Source organism: Nostoc sp. UHCC 0302 (genome assembly GCF_038096175.1).
In the GTDB taxonomy this organism is placed as follows: domain Bacteria; phylum Cyanobacteriota; class Cyanobacteriia; order Cyanobacteriales; family Nostocaceae; genus UHCC-0302.
The window spans coordinates 2610673-2637095 of sequence record NZ_CP151099.1; the positions used below are offsets into that span (position 1 = coordinate 2610673).

Annotated in this window: 23 protein-coding genes; 13 read left to right on the forward strand and 10 right to left on the reverse strand. The window is 41.0% G+C overall.

Annotation, left to right across the window (positions count from 1 at the left end; translation table 11 throughout):
* Positions 1 to 207: 207 nt before the first annotated feature.
* Together psbA and WKK05_RS10785 are read right to left on the reverse strand one after the other, a co-directional pair.
* A complete protein-coding gene (gene psbA / locus WKK05_RS10780) occupies positions 208 to 1290 on the reverse strand; it encodes a photosystem II q(b) protein (protein ID WP_341529723.1) in 1083 nt (360 codons plus the stop codon).
* Between the two features lie 360 nt (positions 1291 to 1650).
* Complete coding sequence (locus WKK05_RS10785; protein ID WP_341529724.1) at positions 1651 to 1902, reverse strand: hypothetical protein; 252 nt, start codon at positions 1900 to 1902, stop codon at positions 1651 to 1653.
* A gap of 394 nt (positions 1903 to 2296) precedes the next feature.
* Between WKK05_RS10785 and WKK05_RS10790 the strand changes: the two genes are divergently transcribed.
* The 4 genes from WKK05_RS10790 to WKK05_RS10805 all read left to right on the forward strand — a co-directional run bounded on the left by WKK05_RS10790 (position 2297) and on the right by WKK05_RS10805 (position 8948).
* A complete protein-coding gene (locus tag WKK05_RS10790) occupies positions 2297 to 3145 on the forward strand; it encodes a transcription factor RcaD (RefSeq protein WP_341529725.1) in 849 nt (282 codons plus the stop codon).
* Between the two features lie 55 nt (positions 3146 to 3200).
* Entirely contained in the window at positions 3201 to 5288 is a 2088-nt protein-coding gene (locus WKK05_RS10795) for an AAA family ATPase (RefSeq protein WP_341529726.1), read from the forward strand.
* A gap of 21 nt (positions 5289 to 5309) precedes the next feature.
* Positions 5310 to 7877 carry a DNA translocase FtsK gene (locus tag WKK05_RS10800; protein ID WP_341529727.1) on the forward strand — a complete coding sequence of 856 codons (2568 nt, stop codon included), beginning with the start codon at positions 5310 to 5312 and terminating at the stop codon, positions 7875 to 7877.
* 186 nt (positions 7878 to 8063) lie between these two features.
* A complete protein-coding gene (locus tag WKK05_RS10805; protein WP_341531061.1) occupies positions 8064 to 8948 on the forward strand; it encodes a ParA family protein in 885 nt (294 codons plus the stop codon).
* Between the two features lie 61 nt (positions 8949 to 9009).
* On the opposite strand, the gene ileS is transcribed toward WKK05_RS10805, so the two are convergent.
* Positions 9010 to 11892 carry an isoleucine--tRNA ligase gene (gene ileS / locus WKK05_RS10810; RefSeq protein WP_341529728.1) on the reverse strand — a complete coding sequence of 961 codons (2883 nt, stop codon included), beginning with the start codon at positions 11890 to 11892 and terminating at the stop codon, positions 9010 to 9012.
* 154 nt (positions 11893 to 12046) lie between these two features.
* Between ileS and WKK05_RS10815 the strand changes: the two genes are divergently transcribed.
* The 5 genes from WKK05_RS10815 (at position 12047) to WKK05_RS10835 (ending at position 14857) form a co-directional block, all read left to right on the forward strand.
* A complete protein-coding gene (locus WKK05_RS10815) occupies positions 12047 to 12346 on the forward strand; it encodes a type II toxin-antitoxin system HigB family toxin (RefSeq protein ID WP_341529729.1) in 300 nt (99 codons plus the stop codon).
* Between the two features lie 151 nt (positions 12347 to 12497).
* Entirely contained in the window at positions 12498 to 12896 is a 399-nt protein-coding gene (locus tag WKK05_RS10820; RefSeq protein WP_341529730.1) for a transcriptional regulator, read from the forward strand.
* A 230-nt stretch (positions 12897 to 13126) separates the two neighbouring features.
* On the forward strand, positions 13127 to 14182 hold the full coding sequence (locus tag WKK05_RS10825; RefSeq protein WP_341529731.1) for a DEAD/DEAH box helicase family protein: 1056 nt from the start codon (positions 13127 to 13129) through the stop codon (positions 14180 to 14182).
* Positions 14133 to 14408, forward strand: a complete 276-nt coding sequence (locus WKK05_RS10830; protein ID WP_341529732.1) for a hypothetical protein — start codon at positions 14133 to 14135, stop codon at positions 14406 to 14408. The genes WKK05_RS10825 and WKK05_RS10830 overlap by 50 nt, the downstream gene beginning before the upstream one ends.
* A complete protein-coding gene (locus WKK05_RS10835; RefSeq protein WP_341529733.1) occupies positions 14402 to 14857 on the forward strand; it encodes a nuclease in 456 nt (151 codons plus the stop codon). Before WKK05_RS10830 ends, WKK05_RS10835 begins: the two co-directional genes overlap by 7 nt.
* A 45-nt stretch (positions 14858 to 14902) precedes the next feature.
* Here WKK05_RS10835 and WKK05_RS10840 read toward each other — a convergent pair whose 3' ends face one another.
* Positions 14903 to 15643, reverse strand: a complete 741-nt coding sequence (locus WKK05_RS10840; protein ID WP_341529734.1) for a Ycf66 family protein — start codon at positions 15641 to 15643, stop codon at positions 14903 to 14905.
* A gap of 335 nt (positions 15644 to 15978) precedes the next feature.
* On the opposite strand from WKK05_RS10840, the gene gndA reads away from it, so the two are divergent.
* On the forward strand, positions 15979 to 17412 hold the full coding sequence (gene gndA / locus WKK05_RS10845) for an NADP-dependent phosphogluconate dehydrogenase (RefSeq protein ID WP_341529735.1): 1434 nt from the start codon (positions 15979 to 15981) through the stop codon (positions 17410 to 17412).
* Positions 17413 to 17624: 212 nt separating this feature from the next.
* Here the strand turns inward: gndA and WKK05_RS10850 are convergent, their stop codons facing one another.
* The 4 genes from WKK05_RS10850 to WKK05_RS10865 all read right to left on the reverse strand — a co-directional run bounded on the left by WKK05_RS10850 (position 17625) and on the right by WKK05_RS10865 (position 20861).
* Positions 17625 to 18764, reverse strand: a complete 1140-nt coding sequence (locus WKK05_RS10850; RefSeq protein ID WP_341529736.1) for a serine/threonine-protein kinase — start codon at positions 18762 to 18764, stop codon at positions 17625 to 17627.
* A gap of 279 nt (positions 18765 to 19043) precedes the next feature.
* Positions 19044 to 19391, reverse strand: a complete 348-nt coding sequence (locus WKK05_RS10855; protein ID WP_341529737.1) for a type II toxin-antitoxin system PemK/MazF family toxin — start codon at positions 19389 to 19391, stop codon at positions 19044 to 19046.
* A complete protein-coding gene (locus WKK05_RS10860; RefSeq protein WP_341529738.1) occupies positions 19384 to 19563 on the reverse strand; it encodes a hypothetical protein in 180 nt (59 codons plus the stop codon). The genes WKK05_RS10855 and WKK05_RS10860 overlap by 8 nt, the downstream gene beginning before the upstream one ends.
* 248 nt (positions 19564 to 19811) lie before the next feature.
* Positions 19812 to 20861, reverse strand: coding sequence for an aromatic ring-hydroxylating dioxygenase subunit alpha (locus tag WKK05_RS10865; RefSeq protein WP_341529739.1), 1050 nt, complete (start codon positions 20859 to 20861; stop codon positions 19812 to 19814).
* Positions 20862 to 21112: 251 nt separating this feature from the next.
* On the opposite strand from WKK05_RS10865, the gene WKK05_RS10870 reads away from it, so the two are divergent.
* Both WKK05_RS10870 and WKK05_RS10875 read left to right on the forward strand, forming a co-directional pair.
* The gene (locus WKK05_RS10870; protein WP_341529740.1) at positions 21113 to 21592 is read left to right on the forward strand and encodes a YbjN domain-containing protein; all 480 of its coding nucleotides are present in this window, start codon (positions 21113 to 21115) and stop codon (positions 21590 to 21592) included.
* 145 nt (positions 21593 to 21737) lie between these two features.
* The gene (locus tag WKK05_RS10875; RefSeq protein WP_341531062.1) at positions 21738 to 22406 is read left to right on the forward strand and encodes a biotin/lipoate A/B protein ligase family protein; all 669 of its coding nucleotides are present in this window, start codon (positions 21738 to 21740) and stop codon (positions 22404 to 22406) included.
* A gap of 111 nt (positions 22407 to 22517) precedes the next feature.
* Here WKK05_RS10875 and WKK05_RS10880 read toward each other — a convergent pair whose 3' ends face one another.
* Together WKK05_RS10880 and purH are read right to left on the reverse strand one after the other, a co-directional pair.
* Complete coding sequence (locus tag WKK05_RS10880) at positions 22518 to 23132, reverse strand: HD domain-containing protein (protein WP_341529741.1); 615 nt, start codon at positions 23130 to 23132, stop codon at positions 22518 to 22520.
* Positions 23133 to 23999: 867 nt separating this feature from the next.
* Positions 24000 to 25538, reverse strand: a complete 1539-nt coding sequence (gene purH, locus WKK05_RS10885) for a bifunctional phosphoribosylaminoimidazolecarboxamide formyltransferase/IMP cyclohydrolase (RefSeq protein WP_341529742.1) — start codon at positions 25536 to 25538, stop codon at positions 24000 to 24002.
* Positions 25539 to 25742: 204 nt separating this feature from the next.
* Between purH and WKK05_RS10890 the strand changes: the two genes are divergently transcribed.
* The gene (locus WKK05_RS10890) at positions 25743 to 26369 is read left to right on the forward strand and encodes an alpha/beta hydrolase (protein ID WP_341529743.1); all 627 of its coding nucleotides are present in this window, start codon (positions 25743 to 25745) and stop codon (positions 26367 to 26369) included.
* The last annotated feature ends 54 nt before the right edge of the window (positions 26370 to 26423 follow it).

Below are 26423 nucleotides of genomic sequence, written 5' to 3' on the forward strand. Positions count from 1 at the left end.
AACTTTCTCTTGAGTACAACAAACTAAACTGCTTTATTCTATAAGGCTTTATTGTATGCATCTTAATGAGAGAAACAGCAATGGTAAAAGAACGGCTTAGATTGATGTAAGTTCTACTCCTAAAAAATAGAAATTAAAAAGCGCCCTCCTGTTATAGAGAGCGCTTTCATTTAGTAGAGACGCTGTTACAGCGGGTCTCAAACTGTATTAACCGTTAATAGCAGGAGCAGTTAGGGCTACAGGAGCATCTTCAGCAGAAGCCAAATCCAGAGGGAAGTTGTGAGCGTTACGCTCGTGCATGACTTCCATACCCAGGTTGGCGCGGTTGATAATGTCTGCCCAAGTGTTGATTACACGACCTTGTGAGTCAATAATCGACTGGTTGAAGTTGAAACCGTTGAGGTTGAAAGCCATTGTGCTGACACCCAAAGCGGTGAACCAGATGCCGATTACTGGCCATGCTGCCAAGAAGAAGTGCAAGGAACGGCTGTTGTTGAATGAAGCGTATTGGAAGATGAGACGACCGAAGTAGCCGTGGGCTGCAACGATGTTGTAGGTTTCTTCTTCTTGTCCAAACTTGTAACCGTAGTTCTGTGATTCTGATTCGGTTGTTTCACGAACTAAGGAAGAGGTTACCAAAGAACCGTGCATTGCACTGAATAAACTTCCGCCGAATACACCTGCTACACCTAACTGGTGGAAGGGGTGCATGAGGATGTTGTGTTCCGCTTGGAAGACAATCATGAAGTTGAAGGTTCCGGAGATACCCAAGGGCATACCGTCTGAGAAGGAACCTTGTCCGATTGGGTATACGAGGAATACTGCGGTTGCTGCTGCAACTGGTGCAGAATATGCAATTGCAATCCAAGGACGCATTCCTAAGCGGTAGGATAGTTCCCACTCACGTCCCATGTAGCAGAATACGCCAATCAAGAAGTGGAACACTACCAATTGGTAAGGGCCACCGTTGTACAACCATTCGTCTAAGGATGCTGCTTCCCAAATTGGGTAGAAGTGCAAGCCGATGGCGTTGGAGGAAGGCACAACTGCACCGGAGATGATGTTGTTGCCATAAATCAAGGAACCTGCTACTGGTTCGCGGATGCCGTCGATGTCTACTGGAGGTGCAGCGATGAAGGCGATGATGAAGCAGGTGGTTGCAGCTAGCAAGGTGGGAATCATCAGTACGCCGAACCAACCGATGTATAGGCGGTTGTTGGTGCTGGTGATCCAGTTGCAGAACCGCTCCCACACGTTGGCGCTTTCGCGTCTTTGTAAGGTTGCTGTCATGGTTTTATGATTGCGGTTAGTTATGTATGTATTTAGGCGGTTTGTTTTTGCCTATGTGAGTACTTTACATTGCTTTACATTTTTTCAGCAAGTTTTTAACTTTTGTAAAGCTGATAACTAGTATCAGCTTTACTTATTTAAGAGTCAAAATTGCTACGCTTCGCATTTTACTAAGGTGTTTCCTGCAAGTAGACATTCTTAGTTACTCTGTAACGAGGAAAGTAACCGTACAGAGTGCAGCGCTCAATTCCAAACCTGAAAATCTTGTTATCTACATTAATAGGTACTACTTAGCGATGCCATTCGCCTCAACTTTGGCAACCAAAGCACGGCGCTATATCCTCAGCAATACTAAAAGTCTTATCTCACGGAAGAATTTATTTTTAACTTAGAAAACGAGGCAATGCTGCTAGTGGGTTCCTCATTAGGGTTGCAATCATGTGGAAAAACAAAAAGTTCTTTCCCGAATCGCAGTGCTAATCGGTGAAGCGCGATCGCTTCTCCCAATGTATAAAATATAATTGGAATCCATCTGCCGTTATAAAAGTAAACACTGACTCGGCTCGTCATGTACTCTTTGAGCGGGAGTGGACTTCGCCAAGGTGAGAGCATGATAAATCTTTTGAGTAAATAAGTTTTAAAAAAGCAAGTTAAACTTTCTATTAAAATTTTTACTTTTCTTAAACCTGATTAACTACCCTCTAGGGACAGATGAGTATATATACTTAAGATTTTCTTAATATTTACTTTATTTGATATGAGAACGCCACGCTGCAATCGCTTTTTATTCTGAATTAAGTACTTGTATGTTTTAAGGCGTCTGATGCATTTCGAAAAGAAATTAGGTTGTAAAAAGAACTGTCTTAATCTGAGGGAAATCAATTTACAACCGATTAGCGTCTTGTAGTCATTGGCAGTAATTATAGCTACGATGAAAAATAACTGTGTAAATTTTTGCCATTCAAGCTAAAGTAATCCTCAGTTAAATACAAGCATAATTACTTAGATGGATACGAATGAGTTAAAGTTTCTCTTAAAGCTGTTGGGATGCCCCGATTATCGCTCTAGCCTTACTGCAAGCGCTTTTAAGACTTTTAAAGGTAAAGACAAAATTTGTTTGGATTTAGGCGAGCGCGAACTAGTAGACTATTCTCGTGAGATTGCTACAGTCAAAATTTTACCGCCAGGTGATGCCCTACTGAAAGATCCAGGTGAAATACCTATCACAGACAAAGAACTGAAGGTACTGGAGAAGATCAGTAAAGCTTCAAGCAAAATCACCCCCAGCAAAATTACCTCGCTGAAAGCTGCTGAACGAGATGCGATATTGAAAGCGTTGAGTGATAGGGGATTAATTGAAGCTGAAATCAAAAAGGCAAAGAGTAAAGCTGAGATTTGGCTGACTGAACGAGGAATTGAATATTTGCGGGATGATTACAGTCCCAACAAAGGCTCTAATCCTGTCATTAGCTTGGAACTACTGAACAATTACCTACGGTTTTTACGGAAAACTCTGCGGGTGAAGCCAGAGCAAGTATTTAGTTCACTACTTATTAGTGAACATTTATCTTCTGAAACAACTACCAATATCAGTGATAAAGAAATTTTACAAATTATAGAGAAATTATACAGAGATTTGGGTACAGAGAATTATTTACCAATTTTCCATCTACGGCAAAAGTTAGAACCACAATTATCACGGGATCAATTAGATCAGGTGCTGTATCGTCTTGAAGAGGCTAACCAAATTGAGCTAAGTACATTGGCAGAGCCACGCGATTATACTCCTGAACAAGTTGACGCTGGAATTTCACAAATAAGCGGTGGCTGCTTGTTCTTCATCACAGTGAATTAGCGGTGTATACCCAAGTTATAAGCAGGTCAACTTTCAATAAAACAGATATATCAATATGTCAACAATTGATGAACTTATTAAACAATCACTTAACCCATTTGATAACTTTGCAGCAGGTAATTTTTGGGAAGAGCAGGAGCCATTTCCTACTGTTGACTCTATTCATCAAGAGGCACTAACTCAAATCCAAAGTGTTTTGGATCAGATTGGTCAAGACCATCAAACCCGTACCATGATTCTCTATGGCGATGCTGGAGTGGGCAAAACTCATTTTATGGGTCGGCTAAAACAAAAGCTAAATAATGAAGCTTTCTTCGTATACATAGAGCCGTTTCCTCAAAGTGACCATATCTGGAGGCACATTTTACGCCACACCGTTGATAGCTTGGTTAATGCTCCAGCAGGACAAGCAGATTCCCAATTAATTCTTTGGCTCAAAAGCTTTCTATCTACTATTCGTCACGACTTACAAAGTGAACAACAAGGTTTGGTTGACAGAATAAAAGGTTTTTTTGGAAAAACGAAAATAGATGCTAATGCTGATCGCAAATTATTTATTGACATCCTCAAAAAAACCATAGGTACTAAGGGAATTTACAATGCTAATGAGTTTTTTGGTGTCCTTTATGACCTAACTAATCCAGACTTAAACTCTCTAGCCTGTGAATGGTTAAAAGGGGATGGTCTAGATGAAGAAAGCCTGAAAAAGTTACAAATTAATAAATCTATTGATAATGAAGATACGGCACGAGGTATTTTAGGCAATTTTAGCAAAATTTCTGGTAAAACTCAGCCCATTGTTTTGTGTTTTGATCAACTAGATAACATTGCTCGTTTGTCAGATGGCTCTATTGACCTACAAGCTTTATTCAATGTCAACTCTACGATTTATAACGGTAAGTGGCAAGGTTTCCTGATTATCATCAGCGTCAGAACTAGTACCTGGAATGAAAATTACAAGCGAATCCAACCTGCTGATTTGGATAGGGCTAGTGTAAAAGTACCTCTCAAACGCATCACTTTAGACGAAGCCGAAGCTCTTTTAGCTTCTAGACTTTATCAGTTGCACCATCAAGCTTACTCTCTACCTAATTCTCCAATTTACCCCCTGAATACAGAGGTGCTAGGGAAAGCATTCCCCGGTCGTAAAGCCTCACCTCGTCTGGTGCTAACGTTAGGTAAACAACTATTCCAAGAATATAAAGAATGGCTATTCAAGAATAAACAACCTCCAAAGCCAAAATGGTTAGATGGTGAAATGCCACCACCTCCATCACCTCCACCAGATAAAATAAAAGCAGAATTAGAATTATTTTGGCAGCAGGAATATAAAAAAGTTCAGGGCAAAATAACCAAAATAACCTTATTAGCTGCACCTGATTTAATTCGGATGTTACAAGAAGCTTTAGAGGCATTGCAAGTACAGGCTATTAAGCCTAAACTCTTAAGTGGGAAGTATGCCAGCTATTCCTTAATTTATCAACAGCTTGATAATAAAGAAAGGATTGGAGTAGTCTGGACAGAAGAGCCAGGGATGAAACCATTTTATGATGTAATGAATGCTTGTCAGAGAGTGGTTTCTAATAATCTATGTAACAGTCTGCAACTGATTCGCCTTGCGGGTGTGGGACAGCCAAACCTTGCTGGAAATCAAATATATAGACAGATTTTTACATATACTAACCATTATCATATTAAGCCAAATGTGGCTTCTGTTCACTACTTAGCGACATACCATAGCTTGGTGAATTCTGCACTTGCTCATGAATTGGTACTAGCAGGTCAAACCATTACTTTGCAAAAACTCCAATATTTAATTAGTGAGTCTGAGATTTTGCATAAATGTACTTTATTGCAAGATTTAGGAATTGTTCCTAGAAAAAATTCTGTAGAAAATAACGGAAACGGAAATGGTAAACAAGATTTAAGACCAGTCAAAGACTTCTTATTAAATCTAGTAATAACCCAAGGCTATATGGGAGTACCAACTTTAATTAAGGAGGCTGGTAGTCAATTTCCTTCTGTGAAAGAAACTGACACTCAAAACTTAATTGACCTCTTATGTCAAGAAAAAAATGTGAAAATTATTAACCCCAAAGCTAAACTGCAAGATCAATTAATTTGTTTAGTCACTAAGAAGTAACTTTTGATAGACTTTTAGCCAATGCACTACCTGAAAGAATCTGCTGAAATCCAGACCCAAATTCCAAAACTCGCTTTGGCTAAAGTGCTATGGCTAGATACAGAAGTAGCTGACTATAACACTTATTCTCCAAGATTATCATTAATTCAAGTATTGGCAGAACCCACAGATTATACAGGAGAGTTTACTTTTATTCTTGATGTGTTGGATAAACCTAATTTGGTTGCACTATTTATTAACCAAATCATGGTAAGTTCCCAAATCGAAAAAGTATTTCACAATGCAAGTTTTGATTTAAAGTACTTGGGTGGAAATTCTGCACAGAACATTACCTGTACTCTCAAGTTAGCAAGAAAGATTAGCCAAAAAATATTAAAAACATCTAATTTAAAACTAAAAACTTTAGCAACAGAAATCTGCCACTTTTCTAATGTAGATATAGAAGAAGGAAAAAGTAATTGGGGAAAGCGTCCTCTTAGTGACAAGCAGCTACAATATGCAGCAATGGATACAGTGTATTTGGCTGCTGTCCATCGCCGCTTATTACAAATTTATACCCCGGATTTTGTAAATAATATTTTTGATATGATACCTAATGGTTCACAGCAATCAACAGAAAAATCTATAAACACATCTTTAACCGCTACTAAGGTTAGGGTTGCTTTTGAATGTCCCCGGTTATTTTATTTCCATCAGCGATTTGGCGTAAATACTTTATTTATACCACCAGAAAATCATGTTGGAATCGGCAATATTTTTCATCAAGTAGCTGAGAATTTTATAAATATAGCTATTAGTGAACCAAGATTTACAGAAATATTTAAAACAAGTGTATCCCAATTAAATCTTGAGAAAATTACTTCTCATCTGCAACAGCTTTTTTATGAAATTAAATTTTCTGCTTATCTAGAAAAAGCTGTCGAGAAAGATTCTAGTATTGCACAACCACTATACAAAGTTTGGCAAGGAGTGCAAGGATTAATCCGACGCTTTGCAGAATTACTTATAGTAAATAGGCGTTATTGTAGTGCAGATGCAGTTATTCGCAATACTTTTGTTGCAGAAGAACGTAAGCTTGAGCATTATTTTCAGCTAGCTGATGGCACACAACAAAGAGTAGGAGGAGAATTTGATTGCTTAGTTTATAATTTTGAAGTCAAGCGTCTATGTGTACTTGAGTTTAAAACCTATCAGCCTATAGATCCATCAGCACAATTGGCTCAGGTTTCTCTTTATAGTTATATGCTGTGGCAAAAGAAAAAAGTACCTGTTGACTCAGCAGTTTACTGTGTTTTGCCAGAGTTTAAAGAGTATCAGTATTCTTGGGAACAGCTAGAAAACACTGTGCATCAGTTGATTCCCTATAAATTACACCAGATGCAGCAATGGCTGAGTTGGGAACCTCCTAATGATAATCCACCCCCACCAACAACTCAACCAAACTTGTGTAATATTTGTCCACAACAACAAAAGTGTCAGACTTATTTTATTACGTCGTCTGAGAGTGGCAGACAAGATAAGCATTTCACAACTAATAGTCAGGATACACCAAACGCTGATGTTATGGGTGAACAACTGGTTAGTACTTTATTATCTTTTGGTATTGGTGTAGATTACCAGGGTGCTGCGATCGCTCCTGGTTTTATCCGAGTGAAGTTAAAACCACATCTTGGCGTTAAAGTTAACTCGCTGTTAAAATCATCTGCGGATTTGCAAGTGCAGTTGGGTTTGGTAAATCCACCTTTGATTGCTCCACAAGCTGGTTATGTAAGTGTAGATTTACCTCGTAAAGACAGGCAAGTTGCTAAGTTTGAGGATTATATAAAATCGCAAATATTACCCGCCACTGCCACTATAAAAATTGCGATTGGAGTAAATTTAGAGGGAGAGTTAGTAGAGGCTGATTTATCTGATCCGAATACTTGTCACTTTTTAGTTGGTGGTACAACTGGTAGTGGTAAAAGTGAGTTTTTGCGATCCCTCCTCCTAAGCTTACTATACCGCCATTCTCCGCAGCATCTGAAAATTGCCCTAGTTGATCCCAAGCGAGTCACGTTTCCAGAGTTTGAGAAAATGCCCTGGTTATATTCACCTGTTGTTAAAGATAGCGATCGCGCAATCGAACTAATGGATGAGTTGGTTGCAGAGATGGAGTCCCGTTACCAGCAGTTTGAAAAAGCTGGGTGTGCTGATTTAAGCGCCTACAATAATCGATCCCCACAAGTTTTACCTCGTGTTGTCTGTATTTTTGATGAATATGCGGACTTTATGACAGAAAAACAAATCCGCGTTGCGCTAGAACAAAGCATTAAAAGACTAGGAGCAATGGCACGAGCTGCTGGAATTCATTTAATTATTGCTACTCAACGTCCAGAAGCTAGTATTGTTACCCCAATCATTCGTTCTAATTTACCTGGACGAATTGCACTAAGTACCAGAAGCGAAGCTGATTCAAAAATTATTTTGGGTGGTACGTCAACCGCAGCAGCCTACCTTTTAGGGAAAGGTGATTTACTCTACCAAGTTGGGCCTCAACTACAGCGTTTACAAAGCCTATTTGCAACAAAGATTCTACTACCAGCCTCCTAGACTGAAATCAAGCTTATCCTTCAGCAATGCACTACCTACTGCTATAATCTGACTGCCTCAATCAAGACAAGATAACTAAAATCACTCTCTTGAGTCCGGGACAATATTAAAATTAGCGAAAGTTTTAATAAATTAGGTAATGTGTACGCTACCTAGATGGGAATGCGTCAACAGAGGGATGAATCAATGGGATATGTAATTGCTACTGCAAATATGAAAGGTGGTGTCGGCAAAACTACCATCACTGTTAACTTAGCTACTTGTTTAGCGAAAAATCATGGTAAACGGGTGCTGGTTCTTGACTTAGATAGCCAAATTAGTGCCACACTCAGTCTGATGTCGCCTTTAGACTTTGCCAAGCGCCGCAAACAAAGTAAAACATTTAGGTATCTGATAGACGAAGTTATAAATCCAGGTTCGCGGGGAACATTGACAATTCAGGATATTATTCAATCCCAAGTTTGTAATCTTCCTGGGCTGAATTTGTTACCCGGAGATATCGATTTATATGATGAGTTTGTTGTCTCAGAAATGCTGCATCAACAAGCAACAGCTTTGGGTGAACAAGATTTTGAAACAGTTTGGAATCGCTTTGAAAGAGTCTTGATAAACAACATTTTAAAACCAGTGCGTGAAGAATATGATTTTATCCTCCTAGATTGCGCCCCCGGTTATAATCTATTGACTCGTAGCGCTTTAGCTGCAAGCGATTTTTACATACTTCCTGCGAAACCTGAGCCTTTATCTGTGGTAGGTATTCAACTGCTAGAAAGACGCATTGGTCAATTAAAAGATAGTCATGAACATGAAGCGAAGATAAATATTAAAATGCTGGGTATTGTCTTTAGTATGTCCAGCACTAACCTGCTAAACGCCAGATATTACAAACAAGTGATGCACCGCGTTGTTGAAGATTTCGGTGTAGAAAAAATTTGTAAAACCCAAATCCCAATTGATGTCAATGTCGCTAAGGCTGTTGATAGTTTTATGCCAGCTGTTTTAAATGCTCCCCAATCTTCTGGTTCTAAAGCGTTCAATCAGTTAGCTCAAGAGTTGTTGTTGAAGTTGTAAGGGACTGGGGACTGGGGACTGGGGACTAGAAAAAGTTTTTCTAATGCCCCATGCCCAATACCTAAAACTTTCCTGCTAATGCTGCAACGCAACGTTCGCAAATTAAGGGATGTTCTGCTGATTCTCCCACATGGGTGGAGTAGTTCCAGCAGCGATCGCATTTTTTTCCATCTGCGTTTACTATTCCAATTCCCCAGCTATCAGACTGCAAGTTGTATTTCACGTCTTGCAGTTTTTCAGGAGAATCTAACAATTCTACCTGGGAGGTAAGAAATAGATAGCGGAGTTCATCGATACCGTTACCAACAGATGGATTCAGTGCTTTCACATAGGAGCGCAATTGCTCGTCCTTCACATAGAGCAATGCTTTCGCTTCTAGAGAAGAACCAATCAATTTTTCTACCCTAGCTTGCTCTAGCACCTTGTTAACCTCAGTGCGGATTTGCCGGACTTGTTGCCAGAATTCTGCTAACTCTGGATTCTGCCACTTCTGGTCTACCTGCACCCAACCAGCTTGAAACACCGATTTATAAGGTGTTTTGTAGGGAAGATGTTGCCAAATATCTTCAGCGGTGTGACATAACACAGGAGCGATCGCTCGTGCTAAATTCTCTAAAGCTATCTTCAGCACTGTTTGACAACTGCGACGGCGGAAAGCATCAACTGCACTGATGTACAGTCTATCTTTGGCAACATCCAAATAAAAGTTGGATAAATCCACTACGCAGAAATTCTGCACCGTTTGGAAAAAGCGGAAGAATTGGAAACTTTCAAAGGCTTCTGTCACCTCCTGAAACACCTCACCGATGCGGTGCAGCATATAGCGGTCAAGTTCTGGCAATTCCTCAAAAGGTACTGCATCTTTTTCCGGGTCAAAATCGTGCAAGCTACCCAACAAGAACCGCGCTGTATTGCGAATCTTGCCTCTGACATCGTTCAGTTGCTTGATGATGTTTTTACCAATGCGTACATCACCGGAGTAGTCTACCGATGATACCCACAATCTCAACACATCTGCACCGTAGGGCGGTTCTGCTTTTTGATTTTTCCCGCCTTCAATGATTGCATTTGGGTCAACCACATTTCCTTCTGACTTGCTCATCTTCCGGCCTTGTTCATCCAAAGCAAAGCCGTGAGTTAGCACAGTTTTGTAAGGTGCAATGTCGTTAACCGCTACACTAGTGAGCAAACTCGACTGGAACCAGCCGCGATGTTGGTCGGAACCTTCCAAATACATATCAGCTGGATAGCGTAACTCTGGACGCTGCTTTGCCACAGCCGCCCAAGATGAACCAGAATCAAACCACACATCCATCGTGTCTGTACCTCTGCGGTAAGACCGACCATTATTACGGTAGGATTCTGGTAACAACTCCTCTATTGAGAGTTCCCACCAAGCATCTGAACCTTTTTCTGCGATAATTCCTTGGACGTAGTTGATAGTTTCCTTATTCAGCAGTGGTTCCCCCGTGGCTTCATCGTAAAAAACTGGAATTGGCACACCCCAAGCACGCTGACGGGAAATACACCAATCAGAACGTTCTGCCACCATTGGCGTGATCCGATTTTCACCTTGGGCTGGAATCCATTTTACCGAAGCGATCGCTTTTAATGCTTCCTCCCTAAATCCCTCCACGGAAGCAAACCACTGTTCAGTCGCCCGGAAAATCGTCGGCTTTTTCGTCCGCCAATCGTAGGGATATTTGTGGGCGTAAGCTTCTTCCTTCAACAAGGAACCAGCCGCCGCCAAAGCATCAATTACCGCCTGATTCCCATCACCCAGGACATTCAACCCAGCAAACACTCCCGCTTCTTGGGTAAAGTCCCCATTATCATCAACAGGCGCGAGAATCGGTAAACCGTAACGCTGACCAACGATGTAGTCTTCTTGACCATGACCGGGGGCAGTGTGTACCAACCCAGTACCCGATTCTGTAGTGATGTAATCGCCACCAATCACAACCGGGCTTTCGCGGTCATACAGCGGATGACGATAAGTTGTATGTTCTAAATCCTTACCCTTGAAAGTAGCTTTTACATTTAGTTGAATGTCCAGTGTGGTAGATAAACGTTCCACCAAATCAGCTGCAACAATGAGATATTTAAAATCCTTTTGCGTCTTTGCGTCTTTGCGTGAGACTTCCACCACCGCATAGTTGAGTTCGCCATTCACCGCCACCGCCAAATTCCCCGGAATAGTCCAAGGCGTAGTCGTCCAGACAGCGACGCCCAAATCCGGCAGATATTCCCCCAGCACTGGCTTAACCGCCTCAGCAAGACAAGTGACAGGAAAAGCCGCATAGATACTGCGGGAAGTATGACCTTCAGGATATTCCAACTCAGCTTCTGCCAAAGCAGTTTTAGAACTGGGACTCCAGTGAACAGGCTTCAAACCACGATATATGTAGCCTTTTAACACCATCTGCCCGAACACACCAATTTGCGCCGCTTCATATTCCGGCTTCAGCGTTAGATAAGGATTATCCCAGTCACCCCAAATACCGTAGCGTTTAAAACTTTGGCGCTGGTCATCTACCGTAGTTAGAGCAAATTCTTTCGCTTTTTGCCGCAGTTGTAATGGCGTCAAGTTTTGCCGTTCTGCTGACTTCATATTCTGCAAAACTTTCAGCTCAATCGGCAAGCCGTGACAGTCCCAACCTGGGACGTAGCGAACCTTACGCCCTTGTAGCAGTTGGTAGCGATTAATAATATCTTTGAGAATTTTATTTAAGGCATGACCAATATGAAGTGAACCGTTGGCGTAGGGAGGCCCATCGTGCAGTATAAATAATTCGCCGGGATTGTTTTCGGAGAGGCGATCGTAAATTTTATTCTCTTCCCAAAATTTCTGGATTTCAGGCTCACGCTTGAGCGCGTTCGCCCGCATATCAAAACTAGTCTTGGGTAAGTTTACAGTATCTTTGTAGCTTCCAGGTTCTGTCACAGTCTCATGCCTAAAATTAATTGTGCAGATTTTACTAATTATAGAAGATGGCATGAAGCTCAAAAAATAACCTTGACAACTTGTTCTCAAAATGAGAACGTAAAATGACTTGGTAAAAAAGTAAAATATCTAATTTAATATCGAAAGATGAAAAATGCACCTAATCAGCATTCGTAACTTACGTGCTGATGCTGGTAAATACCCAGATGCAATAGAACCAGTGAACTCTTGGTATCAAGTTGTAAAATCTGCATCATGGCAAAACTTCAATGAGGTTAGACAATTTTACCCAACAGCAGATGTCGTGAGCAATTTCATAGTATTCAATATCAAAGGTAACGCCTATCGCTTAATTGTTAGTATTGATTATGGAATCCAAACAGTCTACTACAAATATTTTTTAACTCATGCTGAATACGATAAAGATAAATGGAAAGATGACCCTTTCTTTTGATAGAACTAATCTTAGATGACTGTAGTTGATAGTGGCTAAGATTCATCACTTAACTTTTGGGAATTGGAGTAAGTTATGATACGGATCGCCGCCGATAACAGTCAACAATTCTCCTAATTATTGGGTCGCCGCCAAGCGGGCGAAAAGGTATATGACCACTTATTTTAATACAACTACTTACAGTCAACTTCTGGTAGAGTTTCAGCCTAAAATTATCACTACAGAAGAAGAATATGATCGCACTCTAGAAACTGTTGAGAAATTAATGGCTTGTAAAGCGCGAACACCAGAGCAGACTGCTATACTACAACTTTTAGTTGCTTTAGTTGAAGAGTTTGAAAACAAACACTATCCCATAGAGCCAGCACCGCCTCACGCAATTGTCAAACACTTGATGGAAGCAAAGGGAATTAAACAATCTGATTTAGTAGGAATTATTGGTTCTAAAGGAGTTGTTTCAGAAGTTTTGAACGAAAAAAGATCAATTAGTAAAGAGCAAGCTAAAGCACTAGGAGAATTTTTTAATGTCTCCCCAGCATTATTTATCTAGTTGCAAAAATAGGTGATGCGAGTGGGAGCGATCGCGTTATGCTCTAAATACCTGAAAACTGCTGTAAGTTTAATTGATATTTCAGTAGCAGTAAGACTTAGTAATTAGTTAGACAGCACCTTTGGATTGGGAATACTGACAATTAGGGTAATGGATTGCTGTAATCCGTTGAGGTAGAAAAAGTTCCAACCTCTTCCCTAAAGCACAGTCTTTCTAGGATTTTACTGTTTATGACAATGGTTGAAGTTACCTACGCAGGTCGGATTGAAGTTAAAAGGGGTGAAACTCCCAAAGAGCTATACTCCCACCAGAACGAAGCAATCATAGCGCTGAATAAGAAGAATCAATTTCCCTTTGAAGGTTTACTAGTTCTACCCACCGATGGCGGAAAAACATTGACAGCAGTTCACTGGCTACTACGTAATTTTATTAACAACAAGAAAAAGGTTCTGTGGATTGCTCATCGCCATGAACTACTTGACCAAGCACTTGAGACAGTTTGCCTTAGTGCTTATTCATCATTATTGAGTAATGTATCAGGATTTAGATACCGCATTATCTTAGGCCATCCTAAACATGGACGGCCCGTACACATTGAACCCAGTGATGACATTATCATTGCCAGTAAAAATAGTCTAAACAGTGGGCTTGATCACTTGTTGAAAAACTGGGTCGGTAACTTACAGGAAGTTCTCTTAGTAGTGGATGAAGCACATCATGCAACAGCTAAGACTTATCGCAAGTTAATTAATGCTGTCAAGGATAATCTACAGAAGCGAGGTCATGAAAACGGCTTTAGAATGCTGGGGCTAACAGCTACTCCCTTCAGAACAGATGAGAGTGAGAAGAGTTTGCTAAAGTTAGTTTTCCCAAATGATATTATCTTTTCAGAACATCTGAGAAATTTAATCTCTAAAGGAATCCTTGCTGAACCAACTTTTGAAAATCTAAAAACGAACATAGAAATAAAGCAAAAATTAAATGCATTGAATGCAAGGCAAATCAAACATATCGAAGATTTTGACAGGCTGCCAAAGGAAATTGCTGAGAAAATTGCTCAATCTAGTACGCGTAACAATCAAATTGTTGATTATTATATTAACAATAGAGAAAAATACAAGCCTCTTCTAGTATTTGCAATTGATGTAGAACACGCAATCACTTTGAACGCCCTGTTTAAGGCTAAAAAAGTTAATTCTGATTTTGTTGTATCTTCAGTTCAAGATTTAACTACAAGTGCTAAAGTTTCTGCCAGGGAAAACGCAGAAAAAATCAAAAAAAGCTAAACAGCAAGGGCTTTCTGTTGAAACATATACTTTGCAGGTTTTACAAGAATATATTCTGCCAAAAGAAAAACAGTCTAAGTTAGTCAATGTGCTTCAGTCTTGGATGAATGAAAGTAACAGTGATGAGCACCAAGAAACAGGAGAGTATTTAATTCATGCCTTGGATGAAGATAGACTATCTGAGCGTAAATTATTTCCTGTTGAGTTAAAGGGTGTAACTTGGTAAGTCAGGTTATTCTCTTGGATGCAGGGCCAATAGGTTTAGTCACAAATCCGAAGCTATCTGCTGAAAGCTTAGCTTGCACCCTATGGCTGCAAGTACTCGTTTCCTGTGGAAGTCGAGTTATAATTCCTGAAATCGCCGATTATGAAGTGCGGCGAGAATTATTACGAGCAAACAAGCTTAAGGGTATTGCTCGCTTAGATGAGTTAATTAGACTTCTAGAATACCTACCCATTACTACAACTGCAATGCGCCAAGCTGCTTTATTATGGGCGCAGGCTCGTCAACAAGGACAACCAACAGATGGTGATAAGACAATTGACGGTAACATAATTTTAGTAGTTCAAGCTGTAACTCTTGACATTCCAGATGTAGTAATTGCAACAACTAATGTTGGTCATTTATCTAGATTTGTTGCAGCCGATTTGTGGCAAAACATTCAAACTAGTTGAGTGAAACCCAACATCATATTAGGTTAACGTTGGGTTTCACAGAATTCAACTAGTTTGATTAGGCGGTATTTCTTCAGGTGGTGCTTCTGCTGGGGGAGCAAGTACCGCATCTGGAGCAATTTCTTCTACAGGAATCGGTTTTTTGTCCTCAGCTTCAGTATCTGGTTGCGCTGCTTCCACCAATTCGGGAGATGGAGGATTTGGTGGAATAACTTCCGGCAAACTCTCGGTATTTAATTCTGTGTCAGTAGTTGTAACTGCTTCCTCTGTTGGTTTTTCTGGTGTAGCAGTAGTTTTGTCAATAATCTCAACAGTGGGTTGCTCTCTGAGTACAGAGGTAATGTCTTCAGGTTTGGGGGTTGTGGGTGTTTTTTTACTCACAGTCTGCTGTACTTTGTCTTTCACACCACTGAAGGTGCTACCAAGACCTTGTTGGAACTGAGCTAGCCGTTCCTGAACAGACAATTTATTAACCTGTTCCTGAATGCTAGTTTTCACCGTTTCAGAACTGGGTACTTGGGTTTGTTGTGCCTGTGGCGTTAGTTGCCGACGTAATGAAAGAGTTTGCCAGCCAAACCAAACCAAAAGAGCCACACTAGCTATATGACCAAGTAGCAATCCTCCAGAAATGCGTGGTGCAAACACCCATAAAACTAAAGCATAAAATAGTCCTATTCCACTCCAAATAAAGTCATTCTTACGGTGGATTTCTGGGAAAAAGAAAGCTGATATGTAAAGGGCTAAACTACCAAGACCGACCACTAAAGCTAGGACATATGCCAGCATTATTTGGTTACTCCTTTGACTAGGGACTGGGTACTGGGGATCGGGGACTGGGGACTGGGTATATGGTATTGGGTATTAGGTATTAGGAAAAAACTAATTTAGTCAATTAAATTCTTTCCCAGTCCCTAGTCCCTAGTCCCCAATCCCTCAACTAACAATTTTGCAAATTTTGCCAGTTAATTGTTGATTAAGATACAAATTAAAATTAATTATCTGTGTTAGTTGCGGATTTTTGCTATTTATATCAACTCTTAAGGTCTTCTTTAGGAGATCAGCGAAAATCTCGGACTACCCTTAAAGATAAAAGGATCTGCAAGAGTTAGCCAAACAAATTTATGACACTACAAAGCTTTGGTGTGATTGGATTAGCCGTTATGGGTGAGAATATCGCTCTAAACGTCGAGCGTAATGGCTTCCCAATTGCAGTTTACAACCGCTCCAGAGAAAAAACGGATGCTTTTATGGCGCAGCGTGCGCCAGGACGGAACGTCAAAGCCGCCTTTACCCTAGAAGAATTTGTCGCATTATTGGAACGTCCCCGCAAAATCCTAGTAATGGTGCAAGCTGGTAAGCCAGTGGATGCGGTGATTGCTCAACTCAGACCTTTGCTAGAAGAAGGCGATATCATTATCGATGGTGGCAACTCTTGGTTTGAAGATACAGAACGACGCACTCAGGAATTAGAACCCGCTGGACTTCGGTATCTCGGTATGGGTGTTAGCGGTGGTGAAGAAGGCGCACTAAACGGCCCTTCACTAATGCCTGGAGGTACAAAAAGTTCCTACGAGTATCTCTCACCAATTTTCAACAAAATTGCTGCCCAAGTCGATGATGGTCCCTGTGTAACGTACGTTGGCCCCGGTGGTTCGGGTCACTACGTGAAAATGGTACACAACGGCATTGAGTACGGGGATATGCAGCTGATTGCTGAAGCCTACGACTTGCTGAAAAATGTGGCTGGATTAAACACTACTCAGCTACATGAGGTGTTTGCTGAATGGAACACCACGGATGAACTCGATTCATTTTTGATTGAGATTACGAAGAATATCTTCCCGTATATTGACCCAGAAACAAATCTACCCCTGGTGGATTTGATTGTTGACGCAGCAGGTCAAAAGGGAACTGGACGCTGGACTGTGCAGACTGCGTTGGAATTGGGAGTCTCTATTCCCACAATTACAGCAGCAGTTAATGCCCGGATTATATCTTCCATTAAAGAGGAGCGGGTTGCAGCATCTAAAGCCCTTACAGGCCCCAGCGGCAAGTATGAGGGGCAAACTAAGGACTTTATCAACAAAGTACGCGATGCTCTCTATTGCTCAAAAATCTGTTCTTATGCTCAAGGGATGGCGCTGCTATCCACAGCTTCAAAAACATATAACTGGGATTTGAATCTGGGTGAATTAGCGCGGATTTGGAAAGGTGGTTGTATTATTCGCGCTCGCTTCTTGAATAAGATTAAGAAGGCTTTTAGCGAAAATCCAGCTTTGCCTAACTTGCTGTTAGCTCCCGAATTTAAGCAGACAATTCTCGATAGGCAGACTGCTTGGCGGGAAGTGATTGCGACAGCTGCAACGCTGGGAATTCCAGTACCCGCATTTAGCGCATCATTAGATTATTTTGACAGCTATCGCCGCGATCGCTTGCCCCAAAACCTCACTCAAGCACAGCGCGATTACTTCGGCGCACACACTTACCTTCGTCTTGATAAGCCTGGGACTTTCCATACTGAATGGGTTCCCATTGCTGAAGCTGATAAAAAATAGACTTTCACGCCTCTACATCGGCAGATTCTGAAAGTTTAGAAAGTTTCAAAATGCAGATTTAACAGTGGCTCTGAGTTTCAGAGTCACTTTCTTTTTACAAGTGCTGAATTAAGAGACGCGATTATACTCTTACGAGAAGCCGCTCTTCGAGCGTCTACGCGTCTGTACAAGAGTTAGGAGTAGAGGCGCGATTCATGGCGTCTGTACAAGAGTTAAGAGTTGTTATTACCAAGATATTTAGCCTTTAACTCTTCTAATTCTTTATCTATTTTGTCTGTACTAGAAGGTTGAGCTTGAGGAGTTGGTGTTTGGCTTGGATTATTTTTGGCTTTCCCACCACTCAAAAATTGAGTTTTCATCTCCTCTAGTTCTAAGTCAATTTGACTATGAGATTTTGTGAAAATTTGGGGTGCAGAAGTAGGCAGTGGTTGCGGAGCAGGCTTTACTGCTATTGCTGGTGTTGCAGCTACTTGTGAATGTTGATTTAAGTCTTTGAGAACTTCATCTACTGTTTGATAACGTCGAACCGGGAAACTTTCTAGCATTTTATTGAGAATGCTACTCAGCTGATTGCTCACGGGAGTTTGCAAGTATTGCTGCCAAACCCATGTATCGTTATTGGTATCATAAGAATCAAAAGGCGATCGCCCAGTTAATAAATTAATACAAGTAGCACCTAAACTATAAATATCACTGGCAAAAACAGCCCTGCCTCTCATTTGTTCTGGGGCAACATATTCAGGGCTGCCAATACTAGTTCCAGTTCTATTTAAAGAAGTGCTAGTGGCAGATTTAGAGGCTCCAAAATCTACTATAACTAGCTTGCGATCGCTCTCACGTAAAATAATATTTTCTGGCTTAATATCACGGTGAATAACTTGTCTTACATGACAAAATTGCAGTACTGGCAATAAATCATTGAGTAATTGCCGAATCTGCGTTTCATTGAAAGCGCCTCTGTATGCTAATTCCTGCGCTAAGTTTTGCCCATTAATAAATTCTTGGACAAGATACTGTCTATCCTCTTGAGTAAAATAAGCTAACAGTTCGGGTATTTGCGGATGTTTGCCTAATTCATCTAACTGCACCGCTTCTTGGTTAAATAACTCCACAGCTTTTTGCACAGTATTAGTGCCTTGGGCTTGAGGATAAAATTGTTTAATCACGCAGCGGGGTTTGGAGGGTTTATCCTCATCCACCGCCAAGAAGGTTCTGCCAAAACCACCTTGTCCTATTGGTTTGATGGCGCGGTAGCGTTCTTTGAGAAGTAATTTGGAACCACAAGTCAGGCAAAACTTGACATCATCAGTATTTTCAGGCTTTGGACAACGGGGATTAAGACAGTAGCTCATTGGCAGGGTGGCGCTTAGAATCGCTCTTACTTGTTTTTATTTTGCCCTGTCCTAGACAGAAGAGTATCTATATTCGCCAATTATCCAGCTTTAGACTGTAACCGAGTGCTTCAATCCGTTGATAAAATGACGAGACTTTGCTAATGCGTGCGCTTTCTCAAGGTTTTTCTCATCGAGTTACAGTTCTATTTTTTCCACCCTGACTCTTGTAAAAGCATTTGCGCTATGGTGATTCTAGCATTTTCGATATGCAGCGAATACTAGGAGTGATCGCTTCACCTAATTAATGTTAAGAGATTTTTTCAGTGCTTCTTGCACCAAAGTCAAGATATCTGATGGCAAGTTTCCTAATTGCCTTTCAAATACTGACTCATTAACAGTGGCAATTTTATCAGCCCTGATTAAAGATGTCTTTTTTAGTCCTGTTTGTGAAAACTGAGGATATGTTGATGAAATTAATACCCAAGTTTCCCCTAACTCACCAACAGGAATTTTGGAGAAAATACCTAATATAATTAATTCTTCTCGATGCACTGCCAAAATCAGGGCTGGTCTAAGTTTTGTGGAAGTTAAATCACTAAAAGGAAATCGGACTAACCAAATTTCTGATGTTTTAGGCTTAGTCATTATAAATATCTTCTTCTGGGTCGTTCCACTCCTGAAAACCTGTTTCTGCCAGTTGCATGATTCTCACTGTTTCGAGTTTTTCTTCAATTTCTGCTATCAACGTTATTAGTTCTTCAATTGGTAGCTGAAAAAGCATAGTTTTGATTTCCTCAATCCTTGAAACTTGGGTCATAATTAATACTCGTGAATAGTAATTTACGCTGTTGTTTTAGGCTTCAGAATTTTGATAATTGCTGCGTAACTGATTAACCTGTCTTGCTTTCTACCACATTCTTATATAGCTTCACTAATAGCTTCATCTTTAATATTAACAAGATTGCCAAGTTTCTTTAGTCCACCTGGTGTAAGTTGAGCTCCCTCTTGCTCATCCATTGCATTAACCTTTCACCGCATACTCTGCACCAGGAGTAATTCAAAACCTTACTCCAACCTCTGAACTTGACTCTGCATTAACCTTTGTACGCTTACCAATGCTCGATTCAATTCGTAATTACGTCTCTCGGAATTCTGCAAATATGCCTGCTGTTCCTCTTCAATCATTTGCACATCTTGAATAACCAAACCATCAAGTAACTTTTGCGCTGCACCAAACAAACTATCTTTGACAAATCGCCGAAACCATACAGGCAATTTATGCAAACGCCAAAATGCATTTAATGAGGTGAAATGAATTAAATAAGCTTTTGTCTGTGTCTCATTCACTGGACACAATAAACAATAAATTTTAAAATATTTTCCTAGTGTAGAAACCCAATGTGGATAAACATAACTCACGTCTAATAGTTCAGGATGCAACCGCCTTAATGCTGGAAAAAATAATTGAGATATAGACCAAATTTTATCTATTTTATAATAACTTTGTGCTGTATAATGAGCATCCACACGGTTAGTATCTTCATCAATATCTTGTAAGACTGCCTCAGCCCAAGCTTGTAAATCTTGATGTAAATGTCCGTGATACATATCCATCAGATTTTCTATTAAGTAAGAATAATGAGCTTGACAATTAATAACTGAAACTGTCGCAATATAATTTAAATGTTCCCATTCTGGTAAACCCAGAGGTTCTACAGATGGTTCAACGTCTCCGGGAAATAACCATATAAAACCGTCTTGTTCTTGGACTTGGTAACGGCGAATTTTACAATTTGGTAGTTTCTGATTGGCTGCTAAGTAAGGAACTGCTGCACATTCACCTGTAGAATTAAAACGCCAACCGTGATAAGCACATTCCAATTCATCGCCAATAACTTGCCCGTGACTCAGTTTAACTTGGCGGTGGGGACAGCGGTCTTCTAATGCGTGAATTTGTCCTTTACTGTCGCGATAAAGTGCGATCGCCTGCTGCCAAATTATCACACTTTTAGGCTTAGTTGTTACTTCATTACACCGTGCAACCACATACCAGTGATTCGGGTTAATACCCAACCGTCGAACATCACGTTGCACAATTTGGGAGATAGAAGACATAGTTTCGCGCATCCTTTTGGGCGATAGACTTTAAATATGCTGTTCTGTGTGTGTAAGCTAGGTGCAGCTAAAAATATCTTACAAATAATTTTTTAGCTGATTAAATGTAATATTTTTTACTATATTTACCTGAAATATATCCGGTATGACTGATGACAAGACTATCACTTAAGGAAGCTCAAATTAACCTTGCTCACAAGCTATAAAGTATGTGTAGATGAAAGTGTGAGTAGATTCAAACAAAAATCTGTATGACAAGCTACCAAGAAACCCCAACTAGCAACCAATTCACCAATGAGTTAAATGCCGATACAACAAGCATTAACCATCTGGAAGTAATCGAAAATGTTATAGACAGTCTAGAACAAGATGACAGCGCGATGGTTCGCCACAGCCCAGAGGGTGGCTATCTCTGGAAGTTTAAGTATGGCAGTGTGGAAGTATTTGTACAACTTAGTGGGACAAGCGATGAAGACACTATAACGGTTTGGTCTGTAGTGCTAAAGTTGCCTGTTAAAGATGAACCCAAGTTACTACGACGTTTGTTAGAGTTGAACTGCTCTAGCACCTTTGAAGCCCGTTACGGTATTATTGACAACCAAGTAGTTGTCATCTCGACACGCACCTTAGCGGAGTTATCTCCTGGCGAAGTCTCGCGGTTGATTACAATCGTGGCAACGATCGCTGATGACAACGATGAAGCTTTACAATCTGAATTTGGAGCGGCTTAACTAAGTCGCTTCGCTCTAGTTGTGAGTTATGAGTTGTCAGTTGTATCAACTTTTTTAATTCATAACTCCTCACTCCTAACTTTTGACCTTGAACTCTAAAGTGTGGCGACTGATTCCCGAACTAGAAGCTACCGGAAATGTGCAGATGGCGATTGACCATTGGTTGCTAGAACAGCACCATTCAGGCAAACATCCCCCAACTCTGCGCTTTTATAGGTGGTCGCCACCTGCCATTTCTCTCGGCTATCATCAACGCCAATATCCTGAATATTGGCAGCATTTGACTTGGCAAGGTCAAAAACTAGATTTGGTGCGGCGTCCTACAGGTGGACGGGCGGTGTTGCACCAAGGTGATTTAACTTACGCTGTGATTACATCTAGGCTGACTGGCAAACGCCTGGAAGTATATGAAAAAATTTGTGAGTTTTTGATTCAAGGGTGGCGATCGCTTGGCGTAGAATTGCATTATGGTACAGCTGGGCGAGGCTATATCCACAACCCTAATTGTTTTGGCACGGCTACTGGTGCAGATTTAGTTTTACCAAATGGAAGCAAACTCATTGGTAGCGCCCAACTGCGACGCGGTAGCACAATTTTGCAACATGGTTCTATCCGTTTACAATCGGATGCTGAGTTGTATTCTCAAGTCTTTGGTGCAGAATCTTTTACGGACGTGCAGCTGCCCCAAAGCCTAAGTGTGGAAAAAATTATTTCAGCCTTAGTTGTTGCTGCTAGTGATTGTTTTGATATGCAAATAAATACGCAACCCCTCTCTAAGCCTGAGTGGGAGCATATTTTAACCCATCAGTCTTGAACAGGGAACTGGGTATTGGGGAGCAGGGAAAGAAATAACTAACCTTGTACAGACGCGTAGATGCTCGAAGAGCGGCTTCTCGTAAGAGTTTAATCGCGTCTCTCTTGACTCCTAACTCAGCACTCCCAAATCAGGAGATTCTTGTAAATATCCTGCTGCCACACAATCATCAATTAACTGTACAACAAACGGCCATAGTTGCGGCGCACCTATTTCTACAGGTGCTACCCGTTTCATTACTTGATTCCGCGTAATACCATTCACGCGCCAAGTCCCGCCTCCATTTTTCTGATTATGCAGTAAGGGTTGTATGCGGTCTAGGGCTGCGGCAAATTTCGCTGTGGGTGTTTCTCCTGCTTCAAACTCACCCCAGAGTAGATGTAACTCTTCCCCCTGGTCTGCTGGTAAAAGTCCGAATAAACGTAACGCTGCTTGAGCTTCTCTTTGAGCTTTATGCTGATTCGCCTGCACATCGTAGCAGAAAGTATCACCTGCATCAATTTCTACCAAATCGTGAATCAGCAACATTTTGATAGCATGAAATATATCAACAGCATCTGGTGCATATTCTGCTAACGACATTGCCATCATAGCCAAATGCCAAGAATGCTCTGCACTATTTTCTCGGCGTGACCCATCTATGAGCAGGGTTTGGCGCATTATCTGTTTAAGCTGATCAATTTCGATAATGAACTGAATTTGTTGCGTCAGTCGGTTAATTTGCACCTGAAGCTTTGCTGTTACTCTACAGATGATGATTTAAAAATTTTAGCAGATGCGTGAAGGCGTTTTACGACATACCAAGTAAAAAGCGCCTGGGAGTGTTGCCGTGTTTCCACCCCAGACGCTTTTTAGCTTTAACTTGCTCCTCACACATGAGTACATAGTATTACTAGTTCAATTAAAGTAGCAGTGTCTTGTGTGACACTTTCAAAACCGGATTTAGAAATGCTATTTCTGGGCATAAATCAAAAAGCGCTTGGGAGTGTTGCCGTGTTTCCACCCCAAACGCTTTTTAGTTTCAACTTACTCCTCACACACAAATGAAGAATAACACTGCTTCAAGCAAAAAGCAAGTATATTAGGTGACACTTTCAAAACCGGATTAGAAATGCTATTTCTGGACACAAATTAAAAAGCGCTTGGGAGTGTTGCCGTGTTTCCACCCCAAACGCTTTTTATTTTTAACTTGCTCCTCACACATGATTGTAGGATAACACTGCTTCAATTAAAAAGCAAGTATATTAGGTGACAATTTCAAAACCGGATTAGAAATGCTATTGCTGAGCATAAATTAAAAAGCGCTTGGGAGTGTTGCCGTGTTTCCACCCCAAACGCTTTTTATTTTTAACTTGCTCCTCACACACGATTGTAAGATAACACTGCTTCAATTAAAAAGCAAGTATATTAGGTGACAATTTGCAAACTGTACCAATTTGGGGACTAGAACTTTTAAGAGGCAGAGGGGCAGAGAATTAAAGGAACAATAACCAAATAACTTCTGATTCCTGACTCCTGTACAGAGGTGATAAATCGCGTCTCTACTCCTGACTCCCCACTAAGGACTTCCAATGCCCCATGCCCAATAACAATTTAGTGTAAAAAGTGACGCACACCAGTAAACACCATTACTAAGCCGAGTTCATTAGCAGCTTTAATGGAATCTTTATCACGTAAACTTCCCCCTGGTTGAACAATGGCAGTAATTCCCGCCGCCGCCGCTGTTTTCACTGAATCATCGAAGGGAAAAAATCCATCGCTGGCAAGAAATGCGCCTCTAGCTTTGTTTCCAGCTTGTTCTAAGGCAATTTTAACCGAGCCAACACGGTTCATTTGACCAGCACCAACTCCTAAAGTAGTACGATCGCCTGTAATAACTATGGCGTTCGATTTAACGTGCTTGCAAACTTTCCACGCAAATAACAATTCTGCTAACTCCACAGGAGTGGGTTGACGTTCAGTGACTATTTGCCATTTACTAGTGTCAGCGTTCGCATCATCAGCAGCTTGGACAAGAAAACCACCAGCGATCGCTTTGACTGTTTCTTTTGGCCCAGTAGCTAAATCTGCTAAAGTTAAAACGCGCACATTAGATTTTTTTGCCAGAATTTCTTGGGCGTCCTCTGCAATTGCTGGTGCTACCACGCATTCTAAAAATGTCTTAGTTAATTCTTGTGCAGTCGCAGCATCAATCGGACGGTTGAGTGCAACAATCCCACCAAATGCCGAAACAGCATCCGCGTTAAAAGCTTTTTCATAAGCTTCTACCAGAGAATTTCCCAAAGCCACACCACAAGGATTAGTGTGTTTGAGAATTGCGGCGGCGGGGCTATCGGTGAATTCAGAAATTATCCGCCGTGCTGCTTCTAAATCCACCAAATTATTGTAACTGAGTTCTTTGCCTTGCAGTTTGGTAGCGGCTGCCCATCCAGTTGGGGTATTTCCAGTTTGATACCATCCAGCGCTTTGATGAGGATTTTCGCCGTAGCGTAGAGGTTGCAATTGCTGCCCGGAGAGGGTGTACTGTGACGGTAGAGATTCCTGAGATTGACTGCTGAGATAAGAAGCGATCGCTTGGTCGTAGCTAGCAGTATGCAAAAATCCTTGTAGTGCTGACTTTTGACGAAATTCTAGAGAAGGTTCGCCGTTATTTTGGCGTAACTCTTGCAAATACTCGTCATACTGTCCTGGATTAGACAATACTGTCAGATGGGCAAAGTTTTTTGATGCTGCCCTTAGCATTGCTGGGCCACCGATATCGATTTGTTCAATCGCTTCCGGTAAAGTTACCCCAGGTTTAGCAATAGTTTCCTCAAAAGGATAGAGATTTACTACCACTAAATCAATCGGGCGAATTTGATTATTTTCTAAATCTGTTAAATCTTGCGCCACATCTCGCCGCGCTAAAATTCCCCCATGAATCCGGGGATGCAGTGTTTTGACTCGGCCACCTAAAATTTCTGGAGAACCTGTATATTCAGCGACTTTTGTAACTGGTAACCCTGCATCCTTGAGGACTTGGGCTGTTCCCCCACTGCTGATTAAATCGAATTCAAATTCTTCAACCAAGCTACGGGCAAGGTCAACTAAACCAGTTTTGTTAGATACACTCAGCAGTGCCAGACGCGCCATAATTCCCAAGGTTCCTTTGAAGTGAAAAAGTTGGGGCAGATGTTTATTTTACAAACCACCAAGAAACTAAGAGTACCAAGAAGGGGTAAGAAATGTGAAATTTCTCTTCCTGCCGTTGCATACTTAGCAATAAGACTGTCATTTGTCAGTTGCGAGTTACTAATGACCATTGACTAATGACTATTGACCATTGACCATTGACCAATGACTAAAACTTTAGAATCTATCACCGTTTCCCCAAGCACAGGGCAAGAACCTAAAGGCTTAATTGTTACTCTACACGGTTGGGGTGCAAATGCTCAGGATGTGGCATCTTTATTGCCATTTTTCAACTTGCCAGATTATCACTTTGTCTTTCCTAATGCACCTTTTCCTTATCCCTATTCTCCTATAGGGAGAGCATGGTACGACTTAAGTGCAGAAAATATGTATCAGGGTCTGCCAGAAAGTCGGCAATTGCTAATAGATTGGTTAGTATCTCTAGAGAGTAGCACTGGTGTACCTTTATCGCGCACCATTTTGAGTGGATTTTCTCAAGGCGGCGCAATGACTTTGGATGTGGGATTGAAGTTACCTTTTGCAGGTTTAGTTGTGATGAGTGGGTATTTACATCCCGGTGCAGCAACAGCAGCTAACAATGGTTTGACGCCAACTTTAATTACTCATGGAAGAAAAGATGAAGTTGTGCCATTGCAAGCAGCCATAAAAGCACAGGCAACTTTAAAATCACTAGGAATCGCGGTAGATTACCACGAATTTGACATGGGACATGAAATCAGTCCACAAATGCTAGAAGTGCTACGAAATTTTGTTGTAAATGCAATTGGTTAATCAGGGTTACAAATTTTTTACAATTTCTGGTATAAATCCTGAAAAATTTCACGA

Bases quoted from the DNA above. Each gene is read 5' to 3' on its own strand.
- psbA (WP_341529723.1), bottom strand. From the start codon at position 1,290: ATGACAGCAACCTTACAAAGACGCGAAAGCGCCAACGTGTGGGAGCGG.
- WKK05_RS10785 (WP_341529724.1), bottom strand. From the start codon at position 1,902: ATGCTCTCACCTTGGCGAAGTCCACTCCCGCTCAAAGAGTACATGACG.
- WKK05_RS10790 (WP_341529725.1), top strand. From the start codon at position 2,297: ATGGATACGAATGAGTTAAAGTTTCTCTTAAAGCTGTTGGGATGCCCC.
- WKK05_RS10795 (WP_341529726.1), top strand. From the start codon at position 3,201: ATGTCAACAATTGATGAACTTATTAAACAATCACTTAACCCATTTGAT.
- WKK05_RS10800 (WP_341529727.1), top strand. From the start codon at position 5,310: ATGCACTACCTGAAAGAATCTGCTGAAATCCAGACCCAAATTCCAAAA.
- WKK05_RS10805 (WP_341531061.1), top strand. From the start codon at position 8,064: ATGGGATATGTAATTGCTACTGCAAATATGAAAGGTGGTGTCGGCAAA.
- WKK05_RS10815 (WP_341529729.1), top strand. From the start codon at position 12,047: ATGCACCTAATCAGCATTCGTAACTTACGTGCTGATGCTGGTAAATAC.
- WKK05_RS10820 (WP_341529730.1), top strand. From the start codon at position 12,498: ATGACCACTTATTTTAATACAACTACTTACAGTCAACTTCTGGTAGAG.
- WKK05_RS10825 (WP_341529731.1), top strand. From the start codon at position 13,127: ATGACAATGGTTGAAGTTACCTACGCAGGTCGGATTGAAGTTAAAAGG.
- WKK05_RS10840 (WP_341529734.1), bottom strand. From the start codon at position 15,643: ATGCTGGCATATGTCCTAGCTTTAGTGGTCGGTCTTGGTAGTTTAGCC.
- gndA (WP_341529735.1), top strand. From the start codon at position 15,979: ATGACACTACAAAGCTTTGGTGTGATTGGATTAGCCGTTATGGGTGAG.
- WKK05_RS10850 (WP_341529736.1), bottom strand. From the start codon at position 18,764: ATGAGCTACTGTCTTAATCCCCGTTGTCCAAAGCCTGAAAATACTGAT.
- WKK05_RS10855 (WP_341529737.1), bottom strand. From the start codon at position 19,391: ATGACTAAGCCTAAAACATCAGAAATTTGGTTAGTCCGATTTCCTTTT.
- WKK05_RS10860 (WP_341529738.1), bottom strand. From the start codon at position 19,563: ATGACCCAAGTTTCAAGGATTGAGGAAATCAAAACTATGCTTTTTCAG.
- WKK05_RS10865 (WP_341529739.1), bottom strand. From the start codon at position 20,861: ATGTCTTCTATCTCCCAAATTGTGCAACGTGATGTTCGACGGTTGGGT.
- WKK05_RS10870 (WP_341529740.1), top strand. From the start codon at position 21,113: ATGACAAGCTACCAAGAAACCCCAACTAGCAACCAATTCACCAATGAG.
- WKK05_RS10875 (WP_341531062.1), top strand. From the start codon at position 21,738: ATGGCGATTGACCATTGGTTGCTAGAACAGCACCATTCAGGCAAACAT.
- purH (WP_341529742.1), bottom strand. From the start codon at position 25,538: ATGGCGCGTCTGGCACTGCTGAGTGTATCTAACAAAACTGGTTTAGTT.
- WKK05_RS10890 (WP_341529743.1), top strand. From the start codon at position 25,743: ATGACTAAAACTTTAGAATCTATCACCGTTTCCCCAAGCACAGGGCAA.